This window comes from Azoarcus sp. KH32C, from assembly GCF_000349945.1.
Taxonomy (GTDB): Bacteria; Pseudomonadota; Gammaproteobacteria; order Burkholderiales; family Rhodocyclaceae; genus Aromatoleum.
In genome coordinates this window covers 4,574,555-4,594,219 of record NC_020516.1, presented here as the reverse complement: position 1 = coordinate 4,594,219, position 19,665 = coordinate 4,574,555, and the positions used below count along the sequence as shown (strand labels likewise).

Sequence of the window (19,665 nt, the reverse complement as noted above, 5' to 3'; positions counted from 1 at the left end):
GTTTCGACGGTGTGGGACTTCGTTCTTCCGCGTTACGCGCGGGCGATTGCCGGGGATTCGAGCGTCGCCAGCGCCGGACGCACCCAGCGGGCGACCGCCCAGCCGGCGAGACCGCCGAGCGCGAGCCATTCGATTGCGCTGGAGATCGCCGTCGCGATGGCGAACTGGCCGGTCAGCGCTTCCATCTGGCGCGCGACCTCGTCGCTGTAGGCGGCGAAGGCGCCATCGATGTGCGGAGCGCCGATCGCATAGGGCAGGGCCAGCAGCGCGAGGCCCAGCCAGCGCATGCGGCTCGGGACGAAGGCGAGCAGTCCGAGGCCGGTCGCGGAGCAGGCGACGGCGAGCAGCCACCACGTCTGGCGCGCTTCGAGCGCCGCGGCGGCGGTGCCGGGGATCTCCGGCGGCAGGCCGAGCGAGGGGGCGGCGAAGACGCACAGCCACCCGGCGGCGCCCCACAGCAGACCGCTGGGGGCCGAGGCCACGCGGTGTCCGTGCAGGTGTTCCCAAGCCGTGATCGCGGCGATCAGCACCAGGCTGAAGCCGATCGCGGTCATCACGTTGGCAATCACGGTCCAGACATGTCGTTCGGTGCCGTCTTTGGGCTCCCAGGCGGCTTCCTCATGAACGTGGGTGGCGCCATGGGCGTCGTCGTGATCATGGGCCATCGCGGCAGCGGGTTCGGGGGCTTCGGCAGCTTCGGCTGCGCCTTCGAAGATTTCCGCGGCGGCGATGATCGGGATGACCTGCCAGTGCTGGACGGCACTCACGAGCAGGCCGGACAGCGCCCCGACCAGCAGGGCGCAGAGGACGATACGGCGGAACAGCATGTCCGGCTCCGTGCTCAGTGGCAGGGGAAGACGTTGGAGTGGCGCGTGTCGTGCGCGGCGTTGTGAGCCGCGGCGATGTGGCTGAAGCCGACGCCGTAGACGATCACGGCGCCGAGCAGCGCGGCGGTCAGGACGGGCATCGCGATCGCCAGCAGGGCGCTCTTCGGGCGGGCGATTTGCAGGACGGCTTGCTGTTGCATGGTGGTTCTCCTTCTTTGATGGTGTGACAGCGTTTGAAAATCAGTTCGGTGCCGGCATGCGGGCGACCGACACCGTGGCATTGCGGCCGTCAGGGCCGCGCAGCTTGTGCTTCTCGACGACGAGTTGCGTCAGATCCGTGCCGGCAGCGAGCAGCGCGGCGGCCTCCGATACGGACGGCGTGCCGGTGTAGCGGCGCACTGTTTCGGACGGGTTGGGTACTTCGACCGCCGCGAGCTCGGCGGGCGGGTGGAAGGTCAGCACCCACCCGTGGCGCGCGGCGAGTTCGAGCAGCCCCGCCTCGTCGGCCTTGAGGTCGATGCTCGCGACCGCGCGCACGTCGGCGAGGCTTGCGCCGGCCTGGGCGAGCGCTTCGTCGATCGCGCGGGCGATCGTCTCCGCGGGCGTGCCGCGGTCGCAGCCGAGGCCGAGTGCCACGGGGCCGGGGGAGGAGTTAACTGAGGCGCTCACGCCGCCTCCTGCGGCGGACGGTAGATCACGCGGCGGCCGGCGAGGCGTTCGGCCCAGCCGGCAGGCAGTTCGCGGTCGCTGATCCACAACACCGCGCCGAAAGCCTGCGGGTCGATGTCCTCCAAGCGGTCGAAGCGCTTTAGGTTCGCCGGCAGCGGACCGCTGCGGCCGTTCGCGTGGCGGGCCCACCAGTCGCGGCTGCCGGCTTCCTGCACAAGCGCCACCGGTTCGTCGTTCACGACCGCGGCGCTCGCGCGCACGATCTCGTCGTGGCTCGCATCGAAGGTCCAGCCGAGTTCGCGACCGAGCAGGTCGACGGCGAGCGTCTCGCGCGCATCCGACGCAGTGGTCAGCACCGGTTGCGCGCCGAGCGCCGCGGCCAGCACGCCGGCGAGCGCATTGGCGCCGCCGAGGTGCCCGGAGAGCATCGGGATCGCGTAGCGGCCGCCTTCGTCGAGCACGACGATGCCCGGGTCCTGCTCCTTGGCCTTCAGGTGCGGCGCGATCAGGCGTACGAGGGCGCCGAGCGAGACGATCGCGACGATGCCGTCGAAGCCCGCGAAGAGCGCCGGGATCTGGTCGCCGGTCTTGCCGGTGTAGCAGGCCGCGGCGCCGGGCGCGGCGGCTTCGGCTTCGGCGCGGAATTTCTCGGGCGCGAAGAGCTGTGCGCCGGGGATCGCGGAAACGACCTTACCGGCGAGGGCGATGCCGTGCTTGGTGATCGACACGACCGCGACGCGCTCGTTGGGGAAGGGCAGATGCACGCTCATGCCGCGTCCTCCGCGATCGTCACGATCGTTCCAATGTCCGCCGCCGCGGCACGCTTGCGGCAGCCGCGACGCAGCTCGCCGCGCGCACGCTTGGGGTTCTGCACCAGCAGCAGCGACAGGTAATTGACCTTCTCGCCGCGCAGGCTCGCGACGTCCTTGACGACGCGCTCCTCGGGCGAGCCGACCTTTTCGATGAAGCAGCTCGTCGCGAGGAGGTCGCGCGCTTCGAGGAGGTCGAGGATCTCGTCCATCAACGGCTTCACCTTCATCAGCACCAGCGTGTCGAATTCGTCGAGCAGGTGATCGATCACCGACACGCCATAGGCCGCCGGGATCACCGCGACGGTTTCGTCTTCCTCGGCGAGTGCAACGTCGGCGCAGGCGGCTGCCGCTGCGAAGGAGCTGACGCCGGGAATCGTCTCGACCTCGATCTCGGGCGCGAGCTCGCGCACGGCGCGGGCGAGGTGGCGGAAAGTCGAGTAGGTCGAGGCATCGCCCTCGACGAGGAAGGCGACGTCGCGCCCTTCGGCGAGGAGTTCGGCCGTGCGGGCGGCAGCGCGCGCCCAGGCTTTCGCGAGCGCGACGGCGTCGCGCGTCATCGGGAACACCAGTTCGACCGCGTCGGCCGGCACGGCTAGGCCGCCACGCACGACGATGTCGAGCGCGTAGGAGCGTTCCTCGGCCTTCTTCACGGGGTAGGTCCAGCGGGCGTCCGACTGCAACGCGGTCCAGCCGCGACGCGTGATCAGGTCGGGATCACCGGGCCCGAGCGACACGCCGATCAGGCGGCCGTAGCGGGGGGTGGGGAGTTTGTCATTCATTGTTGTTCTCTGTTTCTGCGGGGGAGCCCTTGCGGGCGGTGATGATCCACACCGGGTTCTGCGCGGCGAGGCGGTGCATGTCGAGGATCGGCTGGCTGCGCGCGGCCGACAGCATCGTCACCTCCCAGTCGGCGCCAGCGGCCGCGAGCGCTCCAGTCGCCGTCGCGAGGTTTTCGAGCGTGACGAAGTTCATCACGAGTCGTCCGGCGGGACGCAGCCGCGCGAGGCTCAGCTCGATCAGCTGGGCGAGCTCGCCGCCCGAGCCGCCAATGAAGACCGCGTCCGGATCGGGCCACGCGTCGAGGCCCTCCGGCGCCTTACCTTCGACCAGCGTGTAGTTCGTCGCCTGCAGGCGCTTGGCGTTCTCGCGCGCGTTCGCGGCGTCGCCGGTGTTCTTCTCGATCGCCCAGACGTGGCCGAGGCGGGCGATGCGCGAGGCCTCCAGACCGACCGAGCCGGAGCCTGCGCCGATGTCCCAGACGAGGCTGTCGGCGCGCAGGCCCAGCTTCGCGAGCGACACTGCACGCGCTTCGAGCTTGGTGATGAGCCCCTTCTCGGGCTGGCGCTGCACGAAGTCGCCGTCCTCGAAGCCGAACACGGCACGCGGCGCCGGTGCGGCGACGCGGTCGATGACGACGATATTGGGATCGGGGAATTCACGTGCGGCGGCTTCCGCGAGCATCAGGTCGGCGAAAACGGCTTCGTCGGGCAGGCACAACCTCGCCGCGACCGAGATGCGTACGTCGTCGCCGTAGCCCGCGGCAAGCAAGGCGCGCGCGACGCGGTCCGGGCTGTTCGCCGGGCTCGTGAAGGCGGCAACGCGGGCGTGTTCCGCGACTGCGCGCACGATGCCGTACAGGCCGTGGCCGGGCGTCGCGCCGTCGAACCATTCGCCGGCGTCGGCGCCGTGGCAGGAGCGGATCGCGGCGTCCTGCCAAGTCTTGTTGAGCCGCGAGCACGCGAGCGCGATCGTCGACGGCGCCGGCAGCACTTCCACGCTCGCCGCGCCGATCTTTTCGATCAGGAGGCGCGCGATCCCGTGGCACAGCGGGTCCCCGGTCGCGAGCACGGTGACGGGCAGGTGGTCGCCGAGCGCGGTACGCACCCATTCGGGCGTCTTGCCGAGCGCGCCGTCCATATCGCGCAGTTCGACCTCGGCGCCGAGATGCGGCGCGACGAGGTCCAGCGTGCGGCGCGCGCCGATCACGACGCGACTTGCCGCGAGCCGCTCGCGGCCCGCGGCCGAGAGGCCGTCCCAGCCGTCGTCGAGGATGCCCAGGATCAGGCAGCGATGGTCAGACATTCGGATTCCTCCACGGTGACGATGGGCACGCCCTCGAAATTGCAGGCGAGCACGCTGAGTCGGTGCGGGCCCGGATAGCGTTCGCGCAGGCTGCGGATCGCCCGCATCGCGAGCGCGCGATGGAAGGGCACGGTGAGTCCCAGTTCGGCGAGGCTTTCGGCGGCGAAGCGTGCGGTCTCCGCGGCGCGGATCTGCTCGACGACCTCGGCCGGCGCGCCGACCTCGGTCGCGGCGTCGGCGATCAGCTGGCGGTCGATCTCTTCGCGCCACGCATGCGTCACCGACAGGCCCTGCGCGATCTTCGTCAGCTTGCCGACCATCGCGCCGACGATGATGCGCTGCATCCCATGCTTCACCGCCGTCGAGAACGCCGCCTTGACGAAGTCGCCCATCTGCACGAAGCAGGCCTCGTCGAGCTCCGGGAACTCGCGCATCGCGCATTTCTCGGTGCGCCCGCCGGTCGTGAACACGACCGCCGTCTGGCCCTGGTTCGCCGCGACGTCGACCGCCTGGATCACGCTCGCGCGGAAAGCCGCGGTCGAGTAGGGGCGCACGATGCCCGTCGTGCCGAGGATCGAGATGCCGCCGAGGATGCCCAGGCGCGCATTGAGCGTCTTCTTCGCCATCTCCTCGCCACCTGGCACCGAGATCGTCACTTCGAGGGTGTCGCCCGCGGCAAGGATCGCGGCGCCCGCGCGCGCGACGTTCTCGCAGATGTTCTTGCGCGGCACCGGGTTGATCGCCGGGCCGCCGACTTCGAGCCCGAGTCCGGGCTTCGTGACGACGCCGACGCCGGGGCCTCCCTTCAGGATCACCTCGCCGCCGCCGTCGCGGATGCGCCGCACGTCGGCGGTCAGATGCGCCTTGTCGGTCGCGTCCGGGTCGTCGCCCGCATCCTTGATGCTCACCGCGTGCGCACAGTCGCCGTCGATGCGGCCCCCGGTGATGCGGAAGACGACGTGCTGGGTGTTCGGCAGCACGCACTCGATCTCGGCCGGGACTTCACCGTGCACGAGGCCGAGCGTCGCCGCAGTCGCTGCGGCGGCCGAGTTCGCGCCGGTCGTGAAGCCCGTGCGGTTGCCGCGCTCGCGTTTCGCGTCGCCCTTGCGCACCTTCTCCGGCAAGACGTGCCCTGCTGCCATCGATCGCGTCTCCGCTTAGGCCGTCAGCGCCTGTTGTTCGCGCTGGCGCGCTTCAGCCAGCCCCAGCAGCGCATGGATCGCTGCGACAACCAGCGTCGAGCCGCCCTTGCGGCCGCGGATCACGATCCACGGCACCGCCAGCACGTCGGCCATCAGGTCCTTCGATTCGGCCGCCGACACAAAGCCGACCGGCATGCCGATCACGAGCGCCGGCCGTGCGCCTTCCTCGCGGATCAGGCGCACGACCTCGATCAGCGCCGTCGGGGCGTTGCCGATCCCGACGATCGCGCCATCGAGCAGCCCCTTGCGGTGCGCCTTGCGCATCGCCTGCACGGCGCGCGTGGTCTCCTCGGCCTTCGCCTGCTCGATCACGTCGGCGTCCGAGATGAACTGGTGCGTGCTCATGCCGAAGTGCGCGAGGCGCGACGCCGACAGGCCGACGCAGATCATCTCGACGTCGGCGACGATGCGCGTGCCGCCGGAGAGGATCGATTCGAGCCCCGCTGCGACCGCGAGCGGATGAAAGTCGGTCAGACCATTGAATTCGAAATCGGCATTCGCGTGGATCATGCGGCGCACGACCGGCCACTGTTCCGGCCGGTAATCGTGACTGCCGACCTCGGCGTCGATGATCGCGAAGGAATCGTGCTCGATCGCGCGTCCGGCGGCGGTGAGCTGTTCGGTGACGACGTTGCTGTTCATGATTCAGGCGTGAGTGTGGTGAGCGCAGCCGGCGTGGGGCGCGTGGTTGTGGGAGCAGCCGTGGCCAAGGTCGTGACCGTGATGCTCATGGCTGTGAGCGTGGTGGTGGTCGTGGTCATGATGGCCTGCGGTATGACTGTGGTCGTGCAGATGCTCGGCTTCGGCGGCGAGGCGGTACTTGCAGCCGTCGCATTCGAGCAGTGGCGCATCACCCGCTTCCGCATCGGCGACGCGTGCTTCCACCAATTCGAAAATGCCTTTGTCGAAGCCGAAATGCGTGCCGAGCGCGAAGGCGATCTGCGGATACTGCGCACGCAGCCGCGCGAGCTGTGCGTCGATCCGCTCGATCAGCACGCCGGTGAAGAGATACACCGGAACGACCGCGATCTGTGTCATGCCGAGGCGCACCTGCCGTTGCACGGCCGTCTCGATCCGCGGCCAGGTCACGCCGGTGAAGGCGAGGTCGACCAGCTCGTGGTCCGTGGCCTCGAACACCCAGCGCGCCATCTTCGCAAGCTCGCCGTTCGCGCCGGCATCCGACGACCCGCGGCCCAGCAGGATCACGCCCGTCGTGCAGGGATCGGGCACATGCAGCTCGTGCATCAGGCCGTCGAGTCGGCCCATCAGCACGTCGAAGATCTCGCGTCCCATGCCGAGGTGGCGAGTGCATTCGAACGCGACGGCGGGATGACGTTCGCGCGCGTGCTCGATCGCGGCCGGGATCTCCATCTTCACGTGGCCTGCCGCATTCAGAATGAAGGGGATCACGATCACGCGCTTCGCCCCCGCGGCCGCGCGATCGAGCCCGCCGTCGAGCAGCACGTCGGCGTACTCGATGAAGCAGGCCTCGATGCGCCACTGCGGGCGGCGCGCGCGCCACTCGGCGGCAAAGCGCTCGATCTCGTCGTTGCCCGCGCGGTTGCGCGAGCCGTGGCCGACCAGCAGGATCGTGGTGTCGTTCTTCATGATGCGTTTTCCGTGACGGTGGCCCGGCGGAAGCGGTGGCTGAAGCTCGGGTCGTAGAGTTTGGAACGGGCGATCTCGGGCCAGTCGCGCGCGCCCAGCGCCGGGCTCGCGATGATCATGGCCTGCGAGGCGATCTTCTCCGCCTGGCACTTCTTCTTGATGTCGGCGAGCGTGCCGCGGACGATCTTCTCCTCGCCCGGCCAGCTCGCCTTCTGCACGACGAGGAGCGGCGCATCCTCCGGCCAGCCGGCGCGGCGCAGCGCGTCCTGCACCTCGTGCAGCAGCGTGATCGACAGGAAGATGCACAGCGTCGTGCGGTGCGCCGCGAGCGCGTCGAGCTCTTCGCCCGCGGGCATCGGCGTGCGGCCGGCGACGCGGGTCAGGATCACGGTTTGCGTCACTTCGGGAAGCGTCAGCGTTTCACCGGCCGCCGCGGCCGAGGCCAGTGCGGAGGACACGCCCGGCACGACCTTCCACGGCACGCCCGCCGCATCGAGCAGCCGCGTCATCTCGACCAGAGCCCCATAGAGGCCCGGATCGCCGGTCTGCAGGCGCACGACGGTCTCGCAGCGCGATGCGGCATCGATCAGCCAAGCGCTCATTTCCTCGAGCGTCATGTCCTTCGAGTCGCGGATCGCGCAGCCTTCCGGCGCGTAGAGGGTCGCCGCCTGGTCGACGAGCGAGCCCGCGAACAGGATGCCGCCCGCCTGTTCGAGCAGGCGGCGGCCTTTAACGGTGATGAGGTCCGGATCGCCCGGACCGGCGCCGACGAACCAGACGGTTCCGGGCGCACGTTCGGAATGCATAACGACTCCCCACGAGTGCGTGACAAACGCGCTCCGGAGAGTGGAGACGACGGACGGGTCGCGAGCGACACGGTCCGGTCGGAAACTTGTGGCTGGGTCGATGAGGCGAAGCGGGCGGGCCTGAGCCCGTGGCGGACGCGATCGGATTCCAGTCGGCAAGCCCACACCCCGGGGCACACGAAACTGCATACTCGATCGGGCCGGTCTTCTGGCTTGCCTTCTCCCGGACTCCGCCGCCTTCCCGAGCGCAAGGCTCAGTGGCGTGTGGTGGATCCGTCAGGCTTACAGCAGCGGGGGCTGCGCCGGACTGGTCGGGGGAGCGTGTCCCCGAACGTCACCGGACTTCCCGTTTCACCCCTCCACGCGGTCGCATGGCGGGGAACCCGGATCGAAACAGCTGTGAGCATAGCGATCACCTTTCCGCAACGCAAGCTGCCCTTACGGAAGGTCTTCAAGGTCTTACTTCGCCTCGGACAGATTGCTGCAGTGCACACTGGGTGGCGTATGCAGAAGGCGTTCCATGGCGCCGAATCTACGGTTATGCTGGCAACGATGAAGACTGCTCATACCGGGATGTCATTAATGCCAACAGTGCCTCGAGTCAGTGCAGTACCTCTTTATCTGTCGCGCACCTATCATTGGGCCTATCTTGACCGCCGGACGCTGCCCTGGCTAGACCGTTCGCTCGTCGTTTCGGCGATCCTGTGGGGCAATGCGGGGCGCCTGATGCAGGCGGCAGCGGAGGAGTTCCAGGCCGGCCAGCGGCTGCTGCAGGCGGCCTGCGTCTACGGGCCGTTCTCGCGCATGCTGGCCGAACAAGTCGGCGGTGAAGGCGACCTCGAAGTCATCGACGTCGCGCCGATTCAGGTTGCCAATGTGCGCCGCAAGCTCGACGGCCTGCCTCAGGCGCAGGCGCGGCAAGGCGATCTCGCCGCGCCCGATACCGTCGACGCCGCGGCCTACGATGCCGTGTGCTGCTTCTTCCTGCTGCACGAAGTGCCTCCCATCGAGCGTGCATGCATCGTGCACAACCTGCTGGGCGCGGTGCGGCCGGGCGGCAAGATCGTCTTTGTGGACTACCACCGCACGCATCCCTGGCATCCGCTGCGGCCGATCATGGCCCAGGTGTTCCGCTGGCTCGAGCCTTTCGCCGATTCCTTGCTCGACACGGACATCCCGGCACTGTCTGCGCATTCGGGCGACTTCGAATGGAAAAAGACCACCTTGTTCGGTGGTCTTTATCAGAAGCTCGTGGGGGTGCGGCGCGGTTGAGCCGCACCGTGACACGAAGGCTTATTCGCTGCGCGAACCCGGCTTCGCGTTGAAGAGCGCTGGGCGGGGTGCCGGACGGCGTCCGGCGTCCGAGCGGGGCTGCTGCTGACGCGGTGCCTCGGCCGAACGCGGGGCCCGGTTGGCGCCGGCTTCCTGCTGGCGCGGCGCGTGGTTGCCGTTCGTCTGGCCGTTGCGCGCATTGCGATTACCTTGGGCTTCGCCATTGCGGGCCGGACGGTTCGCAGCATTGCCACCCTCGGCCTGTCCGCCCTGCCGTGCCGGCTGGCGGTTCGCGCCGTGGCTTTGCGCGCGCGGGGCCGGACGTTCCGTCTGCGGCTGGCGCGGCGTGCGGCTGTCGTTGCGACGACCCGATTGGCGCGGATCGCGTGCCGGGCGCGAGGCGTCGTCGCCCGGATCGGGCGCGTGCGTCACGAATTCCGGCACTGGCGTGCGCTCGATGCTGCGCTTGATCAGGCGCTCGATCGACGTCAGATAGGACTTCTCCTCGCTGTCGACGAAGGAGATCGCCTTGCCGCTGGAACCGGCACGACCGGTGCGGCCGATGCGGTGCACGTAGTCTTCCGGCACGTTCGGCAGCTCGAAGTTCACGACCTGCGGTAGTTGGTCGATGTCCAGCCCGCGCGCCGCGATGTCGGTCGCGACGAGCACCGGCAGCGAGTTGTCCTTGAATTGCGACAACGCCTTGGTGCGCGCCGACTGGCTCTTGTTGCCGTGGATCGCCGCGGCCGGGATGCCGTGTTTGCCGAGGTATTCGGCCAGCCGGTTCGCGCCGTGCTTGGTGCGGGTGAAGACCAGCACCTGGTGCCAGTCGTGCTCCTTGACCAGATGCACCAGCAGGTCGCGCTTCTGCTTCTGCGGCACGAAATACACGGACTGCTCGACCAGTTCGGTGGTCGTATTGCGGCGAGCCACTTCGACGCAGCCCGGGTTGTTCAGCAGGCCGTTGGCGAGCGACCGGATCTCGTCCGAGAAGGTCGCCGAGAACAACAGGTTCTGGCGCTGCTTCGGCAGCATCGCGAGCACCTTGCGGATGTCGCGGATGAAGCCCATGTCCAGCATGCGGTCGGCTTCGTCAAGGACGAGGATCTCGACGCCCGACAGATCGACCGTCTTCTGGCCAGCATGGTCCAGCAGACGGCCGGGGGTCGCGACGAGGATATCGACGCGCTTCTTCAGCGCGGCGATCTGCGGATTGATGTTGACGCCGCCGAACATGACCATCGAGGTTAGCGGCAGGTGCTTGCCATAGGTCTGCACCGATTCCTCGACCTGCGCGGCGAGTTCGCGCGTCGGGGTCAGGATCAGGCAGCGCGGGCGTCCGGCTTTCGGGACGGCGGCGGGCTTGGCGGAAAGGAGGTGCAGTAGCGGCAGCGTGAAGCCGGCGGTCTTGCCGGTGCCGGTCTGCGCTGCGGCGAGCAGGTCGCCGCCGGCGAGCACGAGGGGAATCGCTTGGGCCTGGATCGGCGTCGGGCGGGTGTAGCCGGATTCGGAAATGGCGCGCAGCAGCGGTTCTGCCAGTCCAAGACTGGCGAAAGAAACTTCGGGTGTGTTCAAAAAGATGCTCCAGCGACGGCCTGACGCTCTCGCGGAGCGCCACCAATCGAGGCAGGCGGGGAAAGGGACCGGTATAGTCCTGAAGGAAAAGGCCGCGACCGATTGGCCAGGCACGCGGCGTGCGCCCATTGTACGTTTTTTTTTCGCGTTGCAAAAAAAGTTTTCCGGCGCGACTTTCCACTGCCGGCGGGCCTTATGCCTTGATTTTCATGCAAATTGTTGGGTGCCCTATTACTAAAGTCCAATTTTCACCCAAAATCGGGGCCGCTATAGTCCGTGTCGCCATCATGGTTTTACGGAGTGTTACCCATGGCAACACAATCGAACCACCTGTCCCGCATCCGCTCGCGACTCGCCCGGCGCCTCGGCCTTCGCGCCGCCGGAGGGCTGTTCCTGCTGGCGTCGATCGCCCTGGGATTCTTCGCGATCGCCGCGTCGCTGGTGGCCGGAACCTGGGAGGCGTTGGTTGCGGGGCATGTCGTCGATGCGCTTCTCGCCGCGGCCACGTTCATGGTGGCGGTCGCAATGGGGGCCGTGGCGGCCGGATGGTTGTTTGCTCCCGCCGCCCGCCCCGACGGCGTACGCTTGCCGCGGGAAGCCGCGGAACCGCTGCACCGTCTGATCGAGCGCATGAGTCGCCGTTTCGGCGGCGCGCGCATTGACGCGGTCTGGATCGTCGACGACATGAACGCGGCCATCCTGCAGCGGCCCCGCTGGGGCTGGGGCGGTCCGATGGAAACCCACCTGCTGATCGGTCTGTCGCTCGCGCACAGCGTTTCGCGGCGCCAGTTCAGCGCGATTCTCGCGCACGAGTTCGCGCATCTGGTGTTGCAGCGGCACGGCGTGCAGGCGTGGTGGGGGCATCTGCGCGCTTGGTGGTTCCGCGCGCTCGACCGCTGCGTCGAGGACGCAACATGGCTGGGCGGCATGCTGGAGCGCTGGTCGGCCAACGATCTGCGCGACGCGATGCGCCTGTCGCGGCTGGAGGAGTTCGAAGCCGATGCGCTCGCCGCACAGGTTGTCGGCGCACCGCTGGTCGGCGAGGCTCTGGTCGAGGTCGCGTTGAAGGAGCGTTTCCTCAGCGAGGATTACTGGCGCAAGATCATGGAGCAGAGCAGTTTCGAGCCGCGGCCGGTGATCCGGCCCTTCCGCGAGATGGGGCTCGGCGTGATGGCCGGGTTCCGCCGACCGATGCCGGGCAGCGTCGATATCCGCCACGTCTACGGCCAGCAGGCCTCGGCTTCCGACTTCCATCCGACGCTCAACGAGCGCCTGCGTGCGCTCCGGGTCGCGGCGGTCGTGCCGCGCGCCGGCGCCAACACGCTCGCCAACGTCTGCCTCGGCCCCTTGCTGCCGACGCTGTCGTGGATCTTCGACCGTGCCTGGTGGGAGGATTCGCGCCGCGACTGGCGTCAGCGCTACCGCAGCGCGCGCTGCGCCTGATCAGCCGCCACTGCGACGCTTGCGCCGTGCCGTGTCGAGCTGTTCGCACAGCATCGACGCACCCTCCAGAATGCGCGGCGTGTGCCGCTGGATCAGTTCGGGCGGCACGAAATAGAGATTGTCGCTCGTGACTGCGGCGAGCCTGGGCCAGCGCTTCCACATATCGAGCCAATCCGGCCGGGCTTCGCCCATGCCGCTCGCGACGATCACTTCCGGATTCGCCGCGAGCACGCCTTCCACGCCGATCGTCGGCGCCAGCTGATCGAGTTTGCCGAACACGTTCACGCCGCCGCACAGCCGCATCACGTCCGAGATCAAGTGCTCGTCGTTTACGGTCATCAGCGGCTTGTCCCAGATTTCGTAGAACATCCTCACGGGTGGGCGGTCGGCGTAGCGTCGCGCGAGCTCCCTCTTGCGTTGCCGGAAGGCATCCGCCGCGGCGCGCCCCTCCCGATCGCTGCCGGCCGCCTTCCCGAGGTTTTCGAGGCTGCGGGCGACGTCGTCGAGGCTGTGCGGCTCGCTGATGAAGACGGGAATGCCGAGCGCTGAGAGGCGATCGAGGTGCGCATCGCGGTTGCCGCTCTTCCACGCGATCACAAGGTCGGGTTTCAGGGCGGCGACCGCCTCCATGTCGATGTTGCTGTAGCCCCCGACGCGCGGCAGCTTGCGCGCGGCGGGCGGGTAGTCGCTGTAGTCGACGGCGCCGACGACGCGATCTCCAGCCCCGGCCGCGAACAGCAGTTCGGTCACGTGCGGGGCGAGGCTGACGATGCGCCGCGCCGGTTGCGCGAGGCGGATGCGCTGTCCCGCGTCGTCCTGCAGCTCGACGTCGGCGTACGCGGACGGGGCGAGGCACATTGAGGCGGCGAGGGCGGCGGCAAGACGGTTCAGCAGGTGGGGGCGCATGGGGGATCGGGAGTAACGGGCGTAGCGTGGGGGAGGTAGTGCGCCGATGTGCCCGGCGCCGCGGGCGGGGCGAGCGGGGCGTCCGTCAGGCTGCCTTGGGCGCCGGATTCCGCCAGGCGACGGGCGATTGCCTGGATGCCTTCGAAGCGGCTCGCGCACCATGCCGGCGCGAGCAGCGTCGGGGCGTTCGCCGTGGCCGATACGCGGTGATAGACGACGGACGCCGGGGTGCGACGGATCATCTCGGCGGCGACATCGGCATAGGCGTCGAGCTCCGCCGGTGCGATCTCGCCGCGGCGCCAGGCCGCAGCCATGCGACTGCCTTTGACGATCATCAACGGGTGCAGCTTGAGCCCCGTGACGCCGAGTTCGAGCACGCGCTCCAGCGTGTCGAGACTGCGTTCGAGGGGCTCGCCCGGCAGGCCGACAATGAGGTGGGTACACACCGGCACGCCGCGCGCATGGGCACGGGAGACGGCGTCGGCGTAGGCGGCGAAGCCGTGGCCGCGGTTCACGCGGGCGAGGGTCTCGTCGAAGGCGCTCTGCAGGCCGAGTTCGAGCCACACCTCGTAGCCCTGGTCACGGTAGCCGGCGAGCAGATCGAGCACCGCATCGGGCACGCAGTCGGGCCGCGTGCCCACGCACAGGCCGACAATGTCGGCGGCTTCCAGCGCCTCGGCGTAGAGGCGCTGCAGCGTTTCGACCTCTGCGTAGGTGCTCGTGTAGGCCTGGAAATAGGCGAGATAGCGACGCGCACGGTCCATCTTCGTGCGGCCCTCGGCGAGTTGCTGCGCGATCGGGGCGTCGGAGGCGTCGCTGAAGGAGCGCACGTTGCAGAAGGTGCAGCCGCCGCGGCCGAGCGTGCCGTCGCGGTTCGGGCAGGTGAAGCGCGCGTGCAGCGGCAGCTTGTGCACGCGCTCGCCGAAGCGGCCGCGCAGGTGGCGGCCGATCGTGTTGACGTAGTGGTCGAGCTGCATGATCAGGGCGTCAGCGCTGCGCCGCTCCGAGGAAGGTGACGGCGATCGCGGCGAGGGCGACGACGGCGAGCCAGAGCAGCATGCCGCGGCGGACCAGCGCGATCGCCGAGCGCAGGCTCGTTGCGTCCGGTGCCGCACCGCCTCCGAGCGGGGGACGATGCTCTTCGCGCCCGTGGTAGATCGCCGGGCCGCCGAGGCTCACGCCCAGCGCGCCGGCGCCTGCGGCCATCACAGGGCCGGCGTTGGGGCTGTCCCACGCGGGCGCCTGAGCGCGCCAACAGGCGAGCGCATGGCGGGTGCGTCCGAGGAGCGCGTAGGTCAGCGCCGTGAGCCGTGCGGGCAGCCAGTTGAGCACGTCGTCGATGCGCGCCGCGGCCCAGCCGAAGTCTAGATAGCGCTCGTTGCGGTAGCCCCACATCGCGTCGAGGGTGTTCGCGAGACGGAAGAGCAGTACGCCGGCGCCTCCGCCAATGCAGAACCAGAACAGCGCGCCGAAGACCGCGTCGTTGCCATTCTCCAGCACGGACTCGGTGCCGGCGCGGGCGACGCCCGTCGCATCGAGCGCGCGCGTGTCGCGGCTGACGATCCAGCCGACCCGCGTCCGTGCCGCGTCGAGATCACCGGCCGCGAGCGGCTTCGCGATCGCTTCGGCGTGTTGCGCGAGGCTTTGCGCGCCGAGTGCGAAATAGAGCAGCACGACGTCGGCGATCCACTGGATGGCCGGATGCACAGCGCGCGCCGCGAGCACGAGTCCGACCCAGGGCAGCACCGCAAGCGACCACGCGAGCACGCCGCCCACGCGACCGGGCACGCGCCCATGCAGCTGGCCTTCAAGCCAGATTGCCCAGCGCCCGAAACCGATCAGGGGATGGTAGCGGCGCGGTTCGCCGAGCAGCCGGTCGATGACGATGCCGGATACGAGTTTGACGCACAGGGAAATCATCGTTGACGGGGTTTCGGCGATAATCCGCCGCTGTTGAAAAGAGTCGGGATTTTACGCGATGCCACAAGCAATCACCCTGATGGTGCAGGGAACGACCTCCGATGCGGGTAAGAGCACTGTCGTCGCGGGACTTGCCCGCATGCTCGCGCGCCGCGGCGTGCACATCGCGCCGTTCAAGCCGCAGAACATGGCACTCAATTCGGCGGTGACCGTCGACGGCGGCGAGATCGGCCGCGCGCAGGCCTTGCAGGCGCTTGCGGCCGGTGTGCCTCCGCACACCGACTTCAACCCGATCCTGCTGAAGCCTTCAACGGACGTCGGTGCGCAGGTCATTATCCACGGTCGTGCCGTTGCCAACCTGTCTGCACGCGACTACCACGCGTACAAACCGCGCGCGATGGCAGCCGTCATGCAGTCCTGGGATCGCCTGACGAGCGCCTACGAATGCGTGCTGGTCGAGGGGGCCGGCAGCCCCGCCGAGATCAACCTGCGCGATCGCGACATCGCCAACATGGGATTCGCCGAGGCGGCCGATGTGCCGGTGATCCTCGTCGCCGACATCGACCGCGGCGGCGTCTTCGCGCATCTCGTCGGGACGCTGGAACTGCTGTCGCCGTCCGAGCGGGCGCGCGTGAAGGGCTTCGTGATCAACCGCTTCCGCGGCGACATCGGCCTGCTGCAGTCGGGACTGGACTGGCTTGAGGAACGCACCGGCAAGCCGGTGCTCGGTGTGCTGCCTTATCTCCACGGCCTCTTCCTCGACGCCGAAGATGCGCTTGGCAAGGCGAGCGTCGACAAACGCGAGACCCGGCTGCGGGTCGTCGCCCCGGTCTATCCCCGCATCTCGAATCACACCGACCTCGACGTGCTGCGCCTGCATCCGCAGATCGACTTCAGCTGGGTCGGTCCCGGCCAGGCGATGCCGCCCGCGGACCTGATCGTGCTGCCGGGTTCGAAGAGCGTGCAGTCCGACCTCGCGTGGCTGCGTGCGCAGGGCTGGGAGGAACCGATCCGGCGCCATCTGCGTTACGGCGGCAAAGTCGTCGGGATCTGCGGCGGCTTTCAGATGCTCGGAGCGACCCTCGCGGACCCGCTCGGCATCGAGGGGGCGCCGACGACGGTTCCGGGTCTCGGCCTGTTGGAGATGGAGACCGTACTCGAAGCCGAGAAGCGCCTCGAGAACGCCGCCGGTGCATTGTGCCTGCCGGGCGCTCCCGCCGTTGCCGGCTACGAGATCCACATGGGCGTGAGCCGCGGCGCGGCGCTCGCGAATCCTGCGGTGCGCTTCGCGGATGGGAAGACCGACGGCGCAATGTCCGAGGACGGTCAGATCCTCGGCACCTACCTGCACGGCCTCTTCGACCATCCCGCGGCCTTGTCGGCACTGCTCGCCTGGGCGGGTGCGGAGGGCCTCGATGCGGTCGACCTTGCGGCGCGGCGCGAAGCCGATCTCGACCGGCTCGCGGACAGCATCGCAGAGCATCTCGACCTGTCCACGGTGTTGCCGGAGGCGTGGCTCGCCTGAGTCTCACCTGCCGCTGAAGCGCGGCTTGCGCTTTGCGAAGAAGGCGTCCAGCCCTTCGCGGTAGTCGTCCGTCGCGAGGAAATCGAACGCGGCGCGTTTTTCCTCGACGCTCAGCGGCCGGCCGTCCATCAGCCGATGTACCCACTGCTTGTGCCAGCGGGCGACGAGCGGGGCGCCGGCGGCGATGCGGTTCGCCGCCGCGAGCGCTTCGTCGATCACCTTCTCGTCGTCGACGACCCGTGTCAGCAACCCCTTCTGCAAGGCTTCGCGCGCATCGAGGATGCGCCCTTCCAGCAGGATCTCCAGCAGCGCGGCGGGGCCGACGAGCTCGAGCAGTCCCGCCATCTCCCCCGGATACATCGAAAATCCCAGGCGGTTGATCGGTGCGCCGAAGCGGGCCGATTCGCCCGCGATGCGCAGGTCGCAGCAGCCGGCGATTTCCAGCCCTCCGCCGACGCAGGCGCCCTGGATTGCGGCGACGGTCGGGATCGGGCACGCGCGGATCGCGTCGAGCGCGGTCGCGACCAGGGTGTCGTGGTAGTGCAGCGCGTCATCGACCGTCGCCCTCACCGTCAGGAATTCCTCGATGTCGCCGCCGGCGGCGAAAGCCTTGTCGCCCGCGCCGCGCAGGATCACGCAACGCAGGTCGTCGCGCGCGGCGATTTCGTCCATCGCCGCGTGCAGTGCGACCCACATCGCCGAGTCGATCGCGTTGAGCTTGTCGGGGTTCGAAAGGGTCAGCGTGGAGATGCCCCCATCGGTCGAAACGGTGATCTGGCCTGTCATGGCTGCTCTTCCCAAGTGTTTGAATTTTTCGGGCTTTTGGTTTTGCACCAATATGTTGCACTGCGCAAAAAACCACTCCATACTGTGCGGTATGGACTCATATAGATGATATATCAGTCGGCACCGCTGCATAGACGGTCGGGCCGGTTCCGTTGGGAGTGTGGAGGCGACGGCGTGTTTTCACGTTGTTTTCTCGAGGAGGAAGGAAAAATGTCTAGTTCGATGTACGCCCATATCCGGCGCAATCCGCGTTTCGCGGAGTTGGTCGCCAAGCGGACGCGGTTCGCGATGATCCTGTCGGTCGTCGTGCTCACGCTGTTCTACGGTTTCGTGATGCTGGTGGCCTTCGCGCCCGAGCTGATCGCGAAACGCCTGTCCGAAGGCAGCAATCTGACCTTCGGTGTCGCCGCCGGATTGTTCCAGTTCGTGTTCTTCTGGGTGCTCACGCTGCTCTACGTGCGTCGCGCCAACGGCGAATTCGACAACATCAACAACGAAATCGTGCATGCCGCATGGAAGGACGAAAAATAATGAACAAGTCTTTCCTGTCGCGCCTTGCCTCGGGCCTGTTCGCGCTGTCGGTTGCCGCCTCGGCGGTCGCCGGTGACGCCATTTCCCAGACTGAAAAGCAGGGTCTCAATCTCCACGCCATCGGCATGTTCTTCGTCTTCGTGCTGATGACGCTCGGCATCACCTACTGGGCCGCGAGCCGCACGAAGTCGACGTCCGACTTCTACACCGCGGGTGGCGGCATCACCGGCTGGCAGAACGGCCTCGCGATCGCCGGCGACTACATGTCGGCCGCGACGCTGCTCGGTCTGACGGCGATGATGTACACCCAGGGCGTCGATGCCTACATCTATATGATCGCGTTCTTCGTCGGCTGGCCGATCATCTTGTTCCTGATGGCGGAGCGCCTGCGCAACCTCGGCAAGTTCACCTTCGCCGACATCACCGCCTATCGCCTCGACCAGGGCAAGGTGCGCACGATGGCCGCCGTCAGCTCGCTGACCGTGGTGTGCTTCTACCTCGTCGCGCAGATGGTCGGCGCCGGCCAGCTGATCAAACTGTTGTTCGGTCTCGACTACAACATCGCGCTGTTCGTGGTGGGTGCGCTGATGATGGTGTATGTGACCTTCGGCGGCATGGTCGCGACGACCTGGGTGCAGATCATCAAGGCGGGCATGCTGCTGATCGGCGGTACCACCGTGATGCTGCTCGCCTTCAGCCAGTTCGGCTTCAGCTTCGACGAGTTGACGACCCGCGCGATGGAAGTGCATAAGCTCGGCGGCAAGCTGCTCGCCCCGGGCAGTCTGCTGGCCGATCCGGTCACCGCGATCTCGCTGGGCCTCGGCCTGATGTTCGGTACGGCCGGTCTGCCGCACATCCTGATGCGCTTCTTCACCGTGACCGACGCGAAGGAAGCGCGCAAGTCGGTGCTGTTCGCTTCGGGTATCGTCGCGTACTTCTTCAACGTCATCGCCATCATGGGCCTGTGCGCGATCCTGATCGTCGGCCAGAACACCGAGTTCTTCGAAGGTGGCGTGCTCGGCGGCAAGGTGATCGGTGGCGGCAACATGATTGCGATGCACCTCGCCAAGGCGGTCGGCGGCAACCTGCTGCTGGGCTTCCTGTCGGCGGTGGCGTTCGCGACCATCCTCGCGGTGGTGGCGGGCCTGGCACTGGCCGGCGCGTCGGCGATCTCCCATGACATCTACTCGCGCGTCATCATGAAGGGCAAGGCGTCGGAGACCACCGAGCTGAAGGTCTCGAAGATCGCGACCATCGGCCTCGGCATCGTCGCCGTGCTGCTCGGCATGGCCTTCGAGAAGATGAACATCGCGTTCATGGTGGCACTCGCCTTCGGTGTCGCCGCTTCGGCCAACTTCCCGGTGCTGATCCTGTCGATGTACTGGAAGGGCCTGACGACCCGCGGCGCGCTCTTCGGCGGCTACTCGGGTCTGGCGAGCGCGGTGACCTTCGTCGTGCTGTCGAAGTCGGTGTGGGTCGACGTGCTGCACAACGCCGCGGCGATCTTCCCCTACACCCAGCCCGCGTTGTTCTCGATGCCGATCGCCTTCCTGCTCGCGATCATCGTGTCGAAGCTCGACACGAGCCACGCGGCGCAGAAGGAAGTCGAAGCCTTCGACGATCAGTACGTGCGCGCCCAGACCGGTGTCGGTGCAGCGACGGCCGCGTCGCACTAAGTCTTGAGGTAACAGGTGCCGCACC

At 68.0% G+C, this 19,665-nt stretch carries 20 protein-coding genes and 1 riboswitch; of the genes, 5 read left to right on the top strand and 15 right to left on the bottom strand.

From position 1 onward, the window contains the following. Positions 1-32: 32 nt before the first annotated feature. From AZKH_RS20655 to cobM, 10 genes are read right to left on the bottom strand one after another with little or no spacing between them, the layout of a single operon-like run. On the bottom strand, positions 33-827 hold the full coding sequence (locus AZKH_RS20655; RefSeq protein ID WP_015437744.1) for a CbtA family protein: 795 nt from the start codon (positions 825-827) through the stop codon (positions 33-35). Positions 828-841: 14 nt separating this feature from the next. After that, positions 842-1,027 (bottom strand): CbtB-domain containing protein, encoded by a 186-nt coding sequence (locus AZKH_RS20650; RefSeq protein ID WP_015437743.1) that lies wholly within the window; start codon positions 1,025-1,027, stop codon positions 842-844. A 40-nt stretch (positions 1,028-1,067) separates the two neighbouring features. Beyond that, on the bottom strand, positions 1,068-1,496 hold the full coding sequence (locus AZKH_RS20645) for a cobalamin biosynthesis protein (protein WP_015437742.1): 429 nt from the start codon (positions 1,494-1,496) through the stop codon (positions 1,068-1,070). Continuing rightward, a complete protein-coding gene (locus AZKH_RS20640) occupies positions 1,493-2,266 on the bottom strand; it encodes a cobalamin biosynthesis central domain-containing protein (RefSeq protein ID WP_015437741.1) in 774 nt (257 codons plus the stop codon). Before AZKH_RS20640 ends, AZKH_RS20645 begins: the two co-directional genes overlap by 4 nt. Further along, the gene (gene cobI / locus AZKH_RS20635) at positions 2,263-3,087 is read right to left on the bottom strand and encodes a precorrin-2 C(20)-methyltransferase (RefSeq protein ID WP_015437740.1); all 825 of its coding nucleotides are present in this window, start codon (positions 3,085-3,087) and stop codon (positions 2,263-2,265) included. Before cobI ends, AZKH_RS20640 begins: the two co-directional genes overlap by 4 nt. Continuing rightward, positions 3,080-4,390, bottom strand: coding sequence for a bifunctional cobalt-precorrin-7 (C(5))-methyltransferase/cobalt-precorrin-6B (C(15))-methyltransferase (locus AZKH_RS20630; RefSeq protein ID WP_015437739.1), 1,311 nt, complete (start codon positions 4,388-4,390; stop codon positions 3,080-3,082). The genes cobI and AZKH_RS20630 overlap by 8 nt, the downstream gene beginning before the upstream one ends. Next, positions 4,369-5,532, bottom strand: coding sequence for a cobalt-precorrin-5B (C(1))-methyltransferase (locus AZKH_RS20625; RefSeq protein ID WP_015437738.1), 1,164 nt, complete (start codon positions 5,530-5,532; stop codon positions 4,369-4,371). The genes AZKH_RS20630 and AZKH_RS20625 overlap by 22 nt, the downstream gene beginning before the upstream one ends. A gap of 15 nt (positions 5,533-5,547) precedes the next feature. Further along, positions 5,548-6,234: a precorrin-8X methylmutase gene (locus AZKH_RS20620; RefSeq protein WP_015437737.1), complete on the bottom strand. Its 687-nt coding sequence runs from the start codon at positions 6,232-6,234 to the stop codon at positions 5,548-5,550. A gap of 3 nt (positions 6,235-6,237) precedes the next feature. After that, complete coding sequence (locus tag AZKH_RS20615) at positions 6,238-7,200, bottom strand: sirohydrochlorin chelatase (RefSeq protein WP_015437736.1); 963 nt, start codon at positions 7,198-7,200, stop codon at positions 6,238-6,240. Next, on the bottom strand, positions 7,197-8,006 hold the full coding sequence (gene cobM / locus AZKH_RS20610) for a precorrin-4 C(11)-methyltransferase (protein ID WP_015437735.1): 810 nt from the start codon (positions 8,004-8,006) through the stop codon (positions 7,197-7,199). Before cobM ends, AZKH_RS20615 begins: the two co-directional genes overlap by 4 nt. A 180-nt stretch (positions 8,007-8,186) precedes the next feature. Next, positions 8,187-8,408: riboswitch (cobalamin riboswitch) on the bottom strand. A gap of 180 nt (positions 8,409-8,588) precedes the next feature. Here cobM and rquA point away from each other — a divergent pair. Beyond that, positions 8,589-9,278, top strand: a complete 690-nt coding sequence (rquA, locus tag AZKH_RS20605) for a rhodoquinone biosynthesis methyltransferase RquA (protein WP_015437734.1) — start codon at positions 8,589-8,591, stop codon at positions 9,276-9,278. A 21-nt stretch (positions 9,279-9,299) separates the two neighbouring features. Here the strand turns inward: rquA and AZKH_RS20600 are convergent, their stop codons facing one another. Continuing rightward, positions 9,300-10,853: a DEAD/DEAH box helicase gene (locus AZKH_RS20600; RefSeq protein WP_015437733.1), complete on the bottom strand. Its 1,554-nt coding sequence runs from the start codon at positions 10,851-10,853 to the stop codon at positions 9,300-9,302. Positions 10,854-11,162: 309 nt separating this feature from the next. On the opposite strand from AZKH_RS20600, the gene AZKH_RS20595 reads away from it, so the two are divergent. Beyond that, positions 11,163-12,296: a M48 family metallopeptidase gene (locus AZKH_RS20595; protein WP_015437732.1), complete on the top strand. Its 1,134-nt coding sequence runs from the start codon at positions 11,163-11,165 to the stop codon at positions 12,294-12,296. On the opposite strand, the gene AZKH_RS20590 is transcribed toward AZKH_RS20595, so the two are convergent. Genes AZKH_RS20590 through cbiB form a run of 3 tightly spaced genes read right to left on the bottom strand, consistent with a single transcriptional unit; the run spans position 12,297 to position 15,122 of the window. Further along, positions 12,297-13,202, bottom strand: coding sequence for a cobalamin-binding protein (locus tag AZKH_RS20590; protein WP_015437731.1), 906 nt, complete (start codon positions 13,200-13,202; stop codon positions 12,297-12,299). Then, positions 13,184-14,179, bottom strand: a complete 996-nt coding sequence (locus tag AZKH_RS20585; protein ID WP_015437730.1) for a TIGR01212 family radical SAM protein — start codon at positions 14,177-14,179, stop codon at positions 13,184-13,186. Before AZKH_RS20585 ends, AZKH_RS20590 begins: the two co-directional genes overlap by 19 nt. 10 nt (positions 14,180-14,189) lie before the next feature. Beyond that, the gene (gene cbiB / locus AZKH_RS20580; RefSeq protein ID WP_015437729.1) at positions 14,190-15,122 is read right to left on the bottom strand and encodes an adenosylcobinamide-phosphate synthase CbiB; all 933 of its coding nucleotides are present in this window, start codon (positions 15,120-15,122) and stop codon (positions 14,190-14,192) included. Positions 15,123-15,180: 58 nt separating this feature from the next. On the opposite strand from cbiB, the gene AZKH_RS20575 reads away from it, so the two are divergent. Continuing rightward, positions 15,181-16,647 (top strand): cobyric acid synthase, encoded by a 1,467-nt coding sequence (locus AZKH_RS20575; RefSeq protein WP_015437728.1) that lies wholly within the window; start codon positions 15,181-15,183, stop codon positions 16,645-16,647. A 3-nt stretch (positions 16,648-16,650) separates the two neighbouring features. Here AZKH_RS20575 and AZKH_RS20570 read toward each other — a convergent pair whose 3' ends face one another. After that, positions 16,651-17,433, bottom strand: a complete 783-nt coding sequence (locus AZKH_RS20570; protein WP_015437727.1) for an enoyl-CoA hydratase/isomerase family protein — start codon at positions 17,431-17,433, stop codon at positions 16,651-16,653. Between the two features lie 210 nt (positions 17,434-17,643). On the opposite strand from AZKH_RS20570, the gene AZKH_RS20565 reads away from it, so the two are divergent. Continuing rightward, positions 17,644-17,964 (top strand): DUF485 domain-containing protein, encoded by a 321-nt coding sequence (locus tag AZKH_RS20565; protein ID WP_015437726.1) that lies wholly within the window; start codon positions 17,644-17,646, stop codon positions 17,962-17,964. Then, positions 17,964-19,640, top strand: a complete 1,677-nt coding sequence (locus AZKH_RS20560) for a cation acetate symporter (RefSeq protein WP_015437725.1) — start codon at positions 17,964-17,966, stop codon at positions 19,638-19,640. Before AZKH_RS20565 ends, AZKH_RS20560 begins: the two co-directional genes overlap by 1 nt. The last annotated feature ends 25 nt before the right edge of the window (positions 19,641-19,665 follow it).